8 protein-coding genes are annotated in these 11714 nt (G+C 45.1%); all 8 read right to left on the minus strand.

From position 1 onward, the window contains the following. Nucleotides 1–13: 13 nt before the first annotated feature. Entirely contained in the window at nt 14–709 is a 696-nt protein-coding gene (locus BLHYD_RS09740) for a DNA alkylation repair protein (protein ID WP_005946355.1), read from the minus strand. A 128-nt stretch (nt 710–837) separates the two neighbouring features. Further along, nucleotides 838–4056: a carbamoyl-phosphate synthase large subunit gene (gene carB / locus BLHYD_RS09745; RefSeq protein ID WP_040350403.1), complete on the minus strand. Its 3219-nt coding sequence runs from the start codon at nt 4054–4056 to the stop codon at nt 838–840. A 324-nt stretch (nt 4057–4380) separates the two neighbouring features. Further along, a complete protein-coding gene (locus BLHYD_RS09750; protein ID WP_021845330.1) occupies nt 4381–5370 on the minus strand; it encodes a 2-hydroxyacid dehydrogenase in 990 nt (329 codons plus the stop codon). Between the two features lie 100 nt (nt 5371–5470). After that, on the minus strand, nt 5471–6901 hold the full coding sequence (locus BLHYD_RS09755; protein ID WP_260784495.1) for a DHHW family protein: 1431 nt from the start codon (nt 6899–6901) through the stop codon (nt 5471–5473). A 25-nt stretch (nt 6902–6926) separates the two neighbouring features. Next, nucleotides 6927–8342 (minus strand): MBOAT family O-acyltransferase, encoded by a 1416-nt coding sequence (locus BLHYD_RS09760; protein ID WP_005946377.1) that lies wholly within the window; start codon nt 8340–8342, stop codon nt 6927–6929. A 22-nt stretch (nt 8343–8364) separates the two neighbouring features. After that, entirely contained in the window at nt 8365–8850 is a 486-nt protein-coding gene (locus BLHYD_RS09765) for a DUF4358 domain-containing protein (RefSeq protein WP_005946378.1), read from the minus strand. Further along, on the minus strand, nt 8847–9662 hold the full coding sequence (locus BLHYD_RS09770; protein ID WP_040350308.1) for an SGNH/GDSL hydrolase family protein: 816 nt from the start codon (nt 9660–9662) through the stop codon (nt 8847–8849). The genes BLHYD_RS09765 and BLHYD_RS09770 overlap by 4 nt, the downstream gene beginning before the upstream one ends. A gap of 216 nt (nt 9663–9878) precedes the next feature. After that, complete coding sequence (locus BLHYD_RS09775) at nt 9879–11711, minus strand: peptidoglycan-binding protein (RefSeq protein WP_005946380.1); 1833 nt, start codon at nt 11709–11711, stop codon at nt 9879–9881. Between the last annotated feature and the right edge of the window lie 3 nt (nt 11712–11714).

Consider the following 11714-nt stretch of genomic DNA (forward strand, 5'->3'; position numbering starts at 1 on the left):
TCTTTTATAACTGCTATCCCTGTCTTTTCCATTGTTTGAGCTCCTCTTTCTCTTCCTTTGAAACCTGAAGAGATTCCCGGATTTTCTGAATTGCTTTATGATAGGTAAAATCATCCAGGCAGTTATCTCGCAGATATGCCCGCGTCTGCTGGGGATATGCCGGATAATAGACAGACACCGCCCACGCAACTGCCATTTTTACATAGTAGTCTGGATGTTCTATCCGGTCAAACCAGGCAAAAGCTCTTTCCATATAGGATTCGTTTACGTAGTATTTCAGAATCATCACTACGCCAAAACGTACCTCATACGCCTGTCTTGAATTCAGGTAAGTTTCCAAGATCTCCCACATTTTTTCAGGCTCCTGCCTTGCAGTTTTTAATCCAGTACAAAAACTGTCACAGACAGACCAGTTGTCAATCTTTGGAACAAACCTTCTCAAATAAGGCTCCAGCTTTGACAACGGTGCCCTCACCAGCCCCAGAACCATCCCTTGAAGCATTGTCTCTTCAAAGTACCCATCCCAGGCGTCCCTCAGATATCCGCTCCAATCTTCCCGCGCCAATTCTCCTGCCAGCTTGCGCAGCAAGGGCAGACGAACTCCTAACACTCTGTCTGGTTCTATATTGGGTATCAAACTGCTGGCGAATCTTTGATAGTCTCTTTCCGACATCATTATTAATCGTTCTCTCAGTTCCTGATTTGTCATATACTTTCTTCAAAGCCTTTCTTATAGCAGAAAAAGATACTGCCGACTCCCTCCGAGCGTACAGTACCTTTTTCTCTGTCTCATACTTATGCTTTTTTATATAATAGGAAAGACCTTCCTATAAAAGATCAGATATGGCTGTGCAGCTCCTGAAGAGAAATTACTTCCTTGCTGTTTTGCTTTTTCACGGTCACAATTCCCAGTGCAGACACTTTCGCTGCCGCCATCGTTGTGATATAAGGCACTCTGCTCTTGATGCAAGCTTTTCTCACATAACTGTCGTCCGCGCCGTCATCATCCGTTCCCTTTGGAGTATTTACAACCAGCTGTACTTTGCCATTTGTAATCATATCGTAAATATTGGGTCTTCCCTCTGTCATCTTGTAAACCCTAGAAGCCTCAATCCCATTTTCCTCCAGGTGACTGCGGGTATGGCCCGTGGCCATAATGGAAAATCCAGCCTCCTTAAATAGACGCGCCACTTCCACGACTTCACCTTTGTCTCTATCACTGACACTAATCAACACGGTTCCCTCCAAAGGCAGTTTGCTCTTTGTCGCCTCCTGCGCTTTGTAGAAAGCTTCTCCCACTGTCTTTGCCAGTCCCAGAACTTCCCCTGTAGAACGCATCTCTGGTCCTAACAGAGGGTCAACCTCTGGGAACATATTAAACGGAAAGACAGCTTCTTTCACTCCATAGTGAGGGATTTCACGCTCTTTTAACTCACCCAACGGCGAAGGTGCCCCCGTAAACTCTGAAGTGATGATCTGTGTTGCCAGAGGAACCATCGAGATATTACATACCTTAGATACTAGAGGAACTGTCCTGGATGCTCTTGGATTTGCTTCCAACACATAGACTTTTCCATCTTCGATGGCATATTGCATATTCATTAAGCCGCGGACATGCATCTCTTCGGCGATTTTTTTCGTGTATTCTTTGATGGTCTTTAAGTTCTCCTCAGATATATTTGCGGACGGGATGATACATGCGGAATCTCCAGAATGCACTCCTGCCAACTCGATGTGTTCCATCACAGCAGGTACGTAGGCATGAGTTCCGTCACTGATCGCGTCTGCTTCACATTCCATCGCATGGCGCAGGAACCGGTCAATCAGTATCGGACGGTCCGGTGTGACTCCTACTGCCGCCGCCATATAAGCTTTCATGCTCTCCGGCTCATAGACCACTTCCATTCCGCGTCCACCCAATACGTAGGAAGGCCGCACCATAACTGGATATCCAATCTTCTCAGCAATCTGCAAAGCTTCCTCCACATTGACTGCCATACCAGCCTCAGGCATTGGAATTTCCAGTTTGTCCATCATTGCGCGGAACAAATCTCTATCTTCCGCCATGTCAATCACCGCCGGTGGCGTCCCCAAAATCTTCACGCCATATTTTTCCAGGTCTGCCGAGAGATTCAGCGGAGTCTGCCCGCCAAACTGCGCAATCACACCCAACGGCTTTTCCTTCTTATAGATGCTCAACACATCTTCCAAAGTCAACGGTTCAAAATACAGTTTGTCAGAAGTATCATAATCTGTTGACACGGTCTCTGGATTACAGTTTACAATAATTGTCTCAAACCCAGCTTTTTTCAGAGCCAAAGCCGCATGTACGCAACAGTAATCGAACTCAATACCCTGACCGATACGGTTCGGACCGCCTCCCAAAATCATAATTTTTTTCTCATTTTCACTGACAGGACTCTTATCTTCAATGTGATAAGAAGAGTAATAATAAGCGCTGTCCTTCGTTCCACTGACGTGTACGCCTTCCCAGGCTTCCTCAATCCCGGCTGCGATTCTCTCACTGCGGATTTCGTTTTCCTTCACCTCCAGGATCTGGCTCAGATATTTATCAGAAAAGCCGTCCAATTTTGCCTGACGCAACACGTCTGCCGGAGGTATCTGGCCCTTGTACGCCAGCAAAGCTTCCTCCTCCTCAACCAGCTCTTTCATCTGCTCCAGAAAATAGTGCTTGATCTTAGTAAGCTCAAAAAGCTCCTCCACGGTCGCACCTTTTCTGAAAGCCTCATAGAGTATAAACTGCCTCTCGCTGGTAGGTACTCTGAGCATTTTCAGAAGCTCCTCCTTAGACTTCTCATGGAAATCCTTAGCCCAGCCCAGACCGTAACGTCCAATTTCAAGGCTTCGAATCGCCTTCTGAAAAGCCTCTTTGTAAGTCTTTCCAATACTCATCACTTCTCCGACTGCACGCATCTGTGTTCCCAGCTTATCCTCAACGCCTTTGAATTTCTCAAAAGCCCAGCGCGCAAACTTGATCACCACATAGTCTCCATCTGGCACGTAGTGGTCCAAAGTCCCATATTTTCCACAAGGAATCTCATCCAGATTCAAGCCAGAAGCCAGCATCGCCGACACCAGAGCAATCGGAAAACCTGTCGCTTTCGAAGCTAACGCTGAAGACCTGGAAGTTCTCGGATTGATCTCAATGACGATAATTCTGCCGCTGACTGGATCGTGAGCGAATTGGACGTTTGTTCCTCCAATCACCTCGATGGCTTCCACAATCTTATATGCCTGACGCTGCAGCTCCTTTTGCACTTCCTCAGAAATTGTCAGCATCGGTGCTGAACAGAAAGAGTCTCCCGTATGTACTCCCAGCGGATCGATATTCTCAATAAAGCATACGGTAATCATATTATTCTTGGAATCTCTAACTACCTCCAGCTCCAATTCTTCCCAGCCTAAGATCGATTCTTCCACCAAAACCTGACCCACCAAAGACGCCTGTAATCCTCTGGCACACACGGTCTTTAATTCCTCTACATTATATACCAGACCTCCGCCGGCTCCCCCCATCGTGTAAGCTGGACGCAGTACCACTGGATAGCCCAGCTTGTCCGCAATTGCAAGGGCCTCATCCACGCTGTAAGCCACCTCGCTTCTCGCCATCTCAATTCCCAGGCTGTTCATGGTATTTTTAAACTCGATTCTATCCTCACCGCGCTCAATAGCATCCACCTGAACGCCGATTACCTTCACCTGATATTTGTCCAGAATTCCCATCTTAGATAGCTCCGAGCACAGATTCAGACCTGACTGTCCTCCTAAGTTGGGCAGAATGGCGTCTGGACGTTCTTTCGCAATGATCTCCTCCAGGCGTTCCACATTCAATGGCTCGATGTAGGTCACGTCTGCAATTCCCGGGTCCGTCATAATCGTCGCCGGATTGGAGTTTACCAGCACAATCTCATATCCCAGTTGTCTCAGAGCCTTGCATGCCTGAGTACCGGAGTAGTCAAATTCACAGGCCTGTCCTATGATAATCGGACCAGAGCCAATAATCAGTACTTTATGAATGTCTGTTCTTTTCCCCATTCTTTTTCTCCTCTTCTTTTTTTATATCTGCAATTTCCATCAAAAAGTATACCATATCCTCAAAGGATAAAAAAGTCTCTTTTTCGAACTTTTCCGCAATCAACGTAACTATTCAACCATGCGACTGATAAGAACAAAAATCCGGAGCAAGCTTGCTTGCAGAGGAGTTTTGCTCTTATCAGGCATATGGCGCTTAGCCATAAGCGAGGATTTCGCCGCATATGCGGCGATATAAGCTGCGCGGCAGCTAATCCGAGCTGTTATAGCTGAATAGTTACCAATGAAAAGAAGCTTTCCTGTATCAGAAAGCCTCTTTAAAACTATTTATGCTTTTACTTCGTTTTCGGTAATGTTACCTTTCTCATAAGCCATCGCATTTTCCAAGGTTGTATAGCTGATCGCTTCCAACGCCTCCTGGGTAAAAAAACCTTGATGAGAGGTAATCATGACATTGGGAAATGAGAGCAGTCTCGCCGTCGTCGAGTGTTCCAAAATCTCGTCGGACCGATCTTCAAATACGTTGTTCGTCTCCTCCTCATATACATCCAGACCAACTCCAAAAAACTTTCTGGCCCGAATTCCCTCAATCAGATCTTCCGTCTTTACAAGACCACCCCTGGAAGTGTTCACCAGAATCACACCGTCTTTCATCTTTTGAATCGTATCCCGATTAATCAGGTGATAAGTCTGGTCCATCAGCGGACAATGCAAGGAAACCAAATCACTGTTTTCCAGCAACTCGTCCAAAGATACGTAGGTTGCAAAATCCAACTCCGGATTTTTATACACATCGTACGCCAGCACTTTCATACCAAAACCATGGCAGATCTTCGCCATCGCCGCACCAATTTTTCCAGTTCCCACGATTCCTGCTGTCTTTTGGTAGAAATTAAAACCTAACAGTCCTCCCAGGCTGAAATCATTTTCTCTGACTTTTACATAAGCTTTGTGCATACGGCGGTTCACTGCCAGAGCCAGTGCCATCGCATGTTCCGCTACCGCCTCAGGAGAGTAGCCGGGCACTCTCAAAATTTTCATCCCGTATTTTCCGGCCTGTTTTAGATCAACATTATTAAAACCTGCGCATCTCATCAAAATCAAAGAGATTCCATAGCGGTGAAGCTCATCGACAGTCTTCGTGCCGATATCTGAATTTACAAAAGCGCACACTGCATCGTAGCCATCTGCCAGTTTAGCCGTAGCCGGCGCCAAATCTGTCTTTAAAAAATCGATCTCGATGGAAGGATAATTCTGCAACTGTCTCTCAAAAGATGTCCTATCATACTCTTTCGTATCGTAGAATAGTATTCTCATATCTTTGCCTCCAGTCATTTTTCTTTCATAGTATGTATGAAAACGAACTTTTTTACTCTTGCCAGCAATAAAATACCATATCCTACCATTTTTGTCAACTTTATTCTTCCGAATCTACTTCGTCGTCCTCACCCTCAGCATTTTCATCCGTGTCGCTCTCCTCTGAGGTATCCCCGGCATCTTCTCCTTCCGTGCTTTCCTCTGAAATCTCCCCGGTGTCTTCCCCTTCAGCGCTTTCCTCTGAGGTCTCCCCAGTGTCTTCTCTCTCAGCACTCTTATCTAGCAGATCTTCGCCCGCAGCACCTCCCTCTGTCGTCCCCTCCTGTCCGTCAGTCTCCGTGTCCTCCTGCGGCGTCAAAACATCTGCCAGAGAAGTGTCGGTCAAAAAAGTATTTAAATTATACAAAAACAAAACATCCGTCACTTTCTCACTGGCGATAATCTGCTCTACATTGTCATAGTAATACCTGGGGTCTATCACGATAATCTTCCGGTAATAAGGAGTCAAAAACTGCACAAAGCTGTTTGCATAGGAATCTTTGAACATGAGCAGACAGCGATTATCTGGATTGGGAGAATCAATGTCAATTCTCGTATGATTTCCCCCAAAAAATACTGTATACTGATCCTTTTCCTTCAGGCTATCCGCGTTATAAATGGAAGTAGTCTTTTTCTGATCGTCCGCATAAAAAACTACGTAGTCATTGTCCACGCCCTGAGGCTCATATACTTCAATCGTATCTTTCTGGCCGTGATAACCGCTCTTGGACGCCAAAGTACCGGAAAAAGAAGTCGTAACCGTATAGACTTCATAGTTTTCTGTAGGAGCAATGTTCAAATCCTCTATCATATCCTCAAAGACATATTTTGCGCCAAGACTGGTCCAGTGGTGGTCAGTCTTATAGTAGATTGGCTCTGAGGCGTGTTTCTGCATCGTCTCAGTCACATCTACAAAGTTCAGCTTGCTGCCGACCTCTGCTTGAACTTTCTTTAAATCTTCTGCCTGATCTCTCACAGGGGCATTCTTCGGCATCTTGTCTTTCAATATGTAAGCCGCATTGGGTACCAGAGTCATACATACATTCAAATCCTGATGCCTGTCTGCAAAATCTCCGATCTCTTTCAGATTCTTTTCTTCGTATTCCGTGTTCGGCTCATCCAGCTTCTCCATCAGAAAGCCGTCTTTACCCAGATAAACTCCGTTTGACTCCTTTTTCCCAGTCAGCTTGTCCAAGTTCAGTTTTAATTGAATCCAAGAGTCCCTCAAAATAAACTGGTCAGAGACGTAAGACTCAAACTGAGACATATACTCACCGCTGGCCACGTCCTGTAGATTTAGTTTTGGCCTCTCAGTCAGCATTCGATTCTCAGACTCAGAGAACTCCACATCCTTCTTTATCAGATTCGCAATCACTGCCGCCGCCAGGCACACGACAAACAAGATCGCCATAATCTGATAAATTCGATTCACTCTGCGTCTTTTTTCTCTTTTTTTCCTGCGTATCCGTTCTTCTCTTGACATTGTACTCATCGTCTTCCATCGCTTTCTTTCCTATTCAGAATCTAAAATACAAAAATGGATTATAGGTCACATTCACTAAATATGCAGTGGACGCTGCAAATATGACTAAATAGACCAATATAGTCCCGACCAAGCGAAATACTGAATTGTCCGCCAAAGTAAAATGCCGAAACAGTTCATACACTTTCGGAGTCGCACACAAAGCCATAATCAGAAACAGAACTAAATTTGTGGTCAAATAGTAGATTCCCGCTCCGTCCACCAAACCGTTTCCACCTATCCCTACCATATTGCCCAAATAGGTAAAGGCTTGTCCCATGGATGGCGCGAAAAAGAACACCCACCCGACCATTACCAAAAGCATTGTATAGATGTGGGAGAACACGGCCGGCGCTTTCTCCAAAAGCGCGTGCAAAAAATATTTTTCCACCAACAGAAGCAATCCGTAATACAGACCCCAGAACATAAAATTCCAGGCAGCCCCATGCCAAAATCCAGTCAACATCCAGACTACTAAGATATTACGGATATGCTTCGGCACAGTCACTCGGTTCCCTCCCAGAGGAATATAGACGTATTCCCTGAACCAAGTTCCCAGAGAAATATGCCACCTTCTCCAAAATTCTGTGATACTTTTCGAGATATAAGGATACTCAAAGTTCTTCATAAATTCAAAGCCAAACATCTTCCCCAGACCAATCGCCATATCCGAATAACCGCTGAAATCGTAATAGATCTGCATCGTATACGCCAGACAGCCCACCCACGCAGTCAGCACAGAGCGCTCTCCCGCTCCCATCGCTAAGATCGTGTCAAAAACCATACCGATATTGTTGGCGAGAAGAACTTTTTTTCCGAGGCCCCGAAGAAACCACAAAACACCGTCCCCGAACTTAGCGATATTGATATTCCTGCTGCGAAGCTGTTTCTCCACATCTGCGTACCTTACAATAGGACCGGCGATCAGCTGCGGAAACATCGTCACATAAGTGCCGAAATAAATCAGATTTTTCTGAACCTCGACCTTTCCTCGGTAGACATCTATAATATAGGACAACGTCTGAAACGTATAAAAAGATATCCCGATTGGCAGTGCCAGCTCCTTATAGGGAATGTCAAACGGCAAAATCTTATTTAAATTCAAAATGAAAAAGCCGTAATACTTAAAAAAGCCCAAAATTGCCAGGTTTGCCGCCACCGTAGTCCAAAAACACAACCGCAGCTTTCCTTCTTCCTGCTTTTGTCTATGACGTTCCAGCTCAATTCCGCTGATGTAATTAAAAAGAATGCTGAACATCATAAGAAATATGTACACTGGCTCACCCCATGCATAAAAAACCAAACTGCATAAGAGAAGTACCAGATTCTTTACTTTTCCAGGGACTAAAAAATACAGGAGCAATGTCACGGGCAAAAACACAAACATAAAAAATATACTGCTGAATATCATATCTCTCCCTCACTTATTTCAATCACAGATTATTTAAGAATGCCTTCTGCGCTTTTTGTGCTTCTTTATGCACCATAAAAAACACATAGTTCCCTTCCACGTCCAATACATGTTCCTGCAAAAGCTGATATTGCTCTACGCCATACCCTTCAAAACTATTCTCCTGATTTTCAATTCTGGTCTGGACAGCACTCTCCACGGCTTCCGCCTGGGAAGTATCCGCTAACTTCACAATCAACAGCTCCTCCGCCCCCATATTGGAATCCGAAATGTACAAGACCACCCCTTCATAGTCGTTGACATTCAGACCATACAATCTCTTTACCATTTGACTTTGAACACTGTGCATCCCTGTAAGCGGTACCTCTTTTTCAACCGCCTTCTCCACAGTCTCTATCTTTGTCTCACTGGTCTTGTCGGCCCCTAAAAGTGCTACAATAAACACCACCAACAGCATCAGCATGCCGTATCGAATAAAGCTAAGCCAATTTTCTTTCCATATTCTCATCCTATTTCCACCTCTGCGAGCATATTAATCGCCCAGTACTCATAAAACTCTTCTTTCAGATGAATGCCATCATCGTCATATAAATCCGTATGCTCCTGAATGATTTCCGTATTGTCTATATAGGGATACCCTTTTTCCTCACAGTACGGTTTAATCACTTCATTAAAATCAGGAATCTCTCTCCACTTTTCTGCCTGCTCAAAAGCCGGGTCCTGAGCTGGAAAAATAGAATTCACATAGACTGTCGCATCTGGCAGCTCACTCTTTATACTCTCTATAGCTTCTCCTAGAGCTTCTACATACTCTTGCGGCGTATCCCAGTAACCAATGCTCACATCGTTCAGGCCATAGCACAGAAAAATATTCGCAGGATTCAGATTTTTCAAACTCTCCATATAGTCAGGTATATCCGCAATCGTCGCTCCCCCGTGAGCCAAAATTCTCTCTGAGGGTAAAAAACCGTACTGGTCAAATCCCATGGTCCTGGAGTCTCCCATAATCGCGTAGTCATCAAACTGTTCCCAGATCGTCAGTTCTCCATTCTCCAGAGCTTCCTTCTGCTCTTCTTTTTTAATCGCTTTTATCTCATCCTCAATGGCTTTTGCATCTCTCGATTCCAGAGACTTCAGGTATTTCAGGCCTACCTTGGTCTGACTCGCCCCTGAGCCTTTTCCTCTTACCCAAAAAAAGATTGTCACTCCCACCAAAACAGCCAAAAGGAGTAATCCCGCAAGAATCAACAGCTTTCGCCGCGTAATCTGATTTTGTCTTTTCTCCCGTCCCTGTCTCATTTTCTCTACTCCATTTCTCAATTTCTATCCTCCATAATACGTGAAATCCTGACATATTTCAACAATATCTTTTAATATTTTTTTAACATTAAAGAACGATTTTAAGCCATTTTCAAGCATTTTTGTCTAAAATGCGTCTAAAATAGAAATATAATTTTTAAAAAGTAAAAGTAAGATGATACAATATTTATTTGCCTAAAAAACAATTTCCCCCGGCCGCTCACCGGGGGATTTTTGTCATACTTTTTTAATACTATCCGCCCAAGCATACCCTATGTACTGATCGGCCACACAGACCTTGTACCAGTTGTCCTCATAGCCGTCCCGGCCTAAGACATCCACCAGGTTTCCTTTGGACAATTTCGGATATCCCGTGATCGCAGGAGAGGCTTTCTTGGCTTTCTCATGGACGGCACAGGTCTTTTGTACTTTACCTACAAAACGTTGGAAGCCTGCCTGAGTGTTTTTCTGTTTGAACAATTCTGCCTTTATCTTGGCTAAAGTTTTCGGCCCTGCACAGCTGTCAGCATCTAAACCGCAAGCTTTCTGGAATGCTTTTACAGCTGCCTCGGTATCTGCACCAAAATCTCCATCGGCACCACTCGCACCACAGTCGTAACCTAAATAGATCAGATTGCTTTGCAGTTCTTTTACTTGGCCGCCTTGGTCGCCCACGCACAAAAAGTCCTTTCCTGCCTGCTGCTCTTTCACCGCAGCCTCAATTTTGCTTTTGGTATCTGGTCCATAAAAACCATCCACAGTAAGACCGTACTTCTTTTGCGCTTGTTTTACCGCTGCCTGCGTGTCTTGTCCAAAGCTGCCATCTGCCCCGAATGCGCCAACATCAAAACCCAGAGTAATCAAATTTTGCTGCATAGTTTTTACTGCGGGGCCAGTATCTCCCAGTTGTAAATAATCCCTGACAACGGCCTCGGAAGAATCGGTATAATCAATCCATACATATCCATCAATCCCTGGGTAATTCCGGGTGTAGACTTTGTCGGCCACACAGCCTCCGTTTGCCTCTACGTTATTCAACCCACCTTTTGAGGTGTTGCCCTCATTGGTGTAGATTTGAGTGGATGTAACTTTCGTCACCCTGCCGATGTGGGCTCCGTTACGGAAGATTACCAGTGCTCCAAGCTTTGGCTCGCTATGCCAGGTTCTCTTGGATTTTGCATGGTTTTTGATACTGTTGCAGTTGTAGAAACCGCCTCCCATAATCTCTAAAGCCCTGGACAGACCAAAGATTTTTACGCAAATCCAGAACTGGTACACGGCGCACCACGGCTGCCCCTGGCATCCAGGCTGGCCCCAGGAGTTTACATCTCTGGCATACTTGGTATAATTCCCATACCCAGCATTTCCGGTCTTACTGTCCAGATTACTTTCCGATGCTTTTTCCAGATACCCGGATTCCGCCGCCATCAATTCCGCCGTTTTGCTCCACAAGTCTTCCGCCATGTTTGTTCCCTCCTCGCTTCCATAATAATAGTTCATGTCCACGTTGCCTTGGATTCCTGCAACCCTCCCACTACTGGTATACTGTTGATAGAGGCAAGGGTAATCCGGCCCGCCCGTGTAATCCGCCAGCCACAGCGGATATTTGCTCAATACATCTTGGCGGTACCAGTTTTTATAATAGTCCCCATTAGTGTAAATACCAGTGTTGTAACCTCTTTTCTTGAAGAAATCGCAAAATGTCTGGGTAAACAGATTGCACTCATTGGGGCCGAGATTCACTCCTTTTTTGGCTGCGTTGGAGACGGTGTCATATTCAAAGTCCGCCCATACATAAATAGTTTTAGGCAGCCCCGCCTTTTCGATGTTCGCCAGACAGCTCTCCGCTTCCGCAATTACATCCTGGTTGTTTAAAGCGTAGAGGAAATGGTACACGCCATGGATAGGCACCTGGTTATTTTTACACCCCTCTACGTTTTTGTAAAAGTATTTGTCCGTCGCCTTGCGGTATCCTTCTCGCAAGATCGTAAAATCAATCTGAGGCTTTACAGCAGCCCAATCAATAGACTCCTGCCATTCAGATACGTCAATTCCTGTTATCTTCGCCATAGT

Source organism: Blautia hydrogenotrophica DSM 10507 (genome assembly GCF_034356035.1).
Lineage (GTDB): Bacteria > Bacillota > Clostridia > Lachnospirales > Lachnospiraceae > Blautia_A > Blautia_A hydrogenotrophica.

Excerpts from the sequence above, each read along its gene's own strand:
- BLHYD_RS09740 (WP_005946355.1), bottom strand. The coding sequence starts at position 709 with ATGACAAATCAGGAACTGAGAGAACGATTAATAATGATGTCGGAAAGA.
- carB (WP_040350403.1), bottom strand. The coding sequence starts at position 4,056 with ATGGGGAAAAGAACAGACATTCATAAAGTACTGATTATTGGCTCTGGT.
- BLHYD_RS09750 (WP_021845330.1), bottom strand. The coding sequence starts at position 5,370 with ATGAGAATACTATTCTACGATACGAAAGAGTATGATAGGACATCTTTT.
- BLHYD_RS09755 (WP_260784495.1), bottom strand. The coding sequence starts at position 6,901 with ATGAGTACAATGTCAAGAGAAGAACGGATACGCAGGAAAAAAAGAGAA.
- BLHYD_RS09760 (WP_005946377.1), bottom strand. The coding sequence starts at position 8,342 with ATGATATTCAGCAGTATATTTTTTATGTTTGTGTTTTTGCCCGTGACA.
- BLHYD_RS09765 (WP_005946378.1), bottom strand. The coding sequence starts at position 8,850 with ATGAGAATATGGAAAGAAAATTGGCTTAGCTTTATTCGATACGGCATG.
- BLHYD_RS09775 (WP_005946380.1), bottom strand. The coding sequence starts at position 11,711 with ATGGCGAAGATAACAGGAATTGACGTATCTGAATGGCAGGAGTCTATT.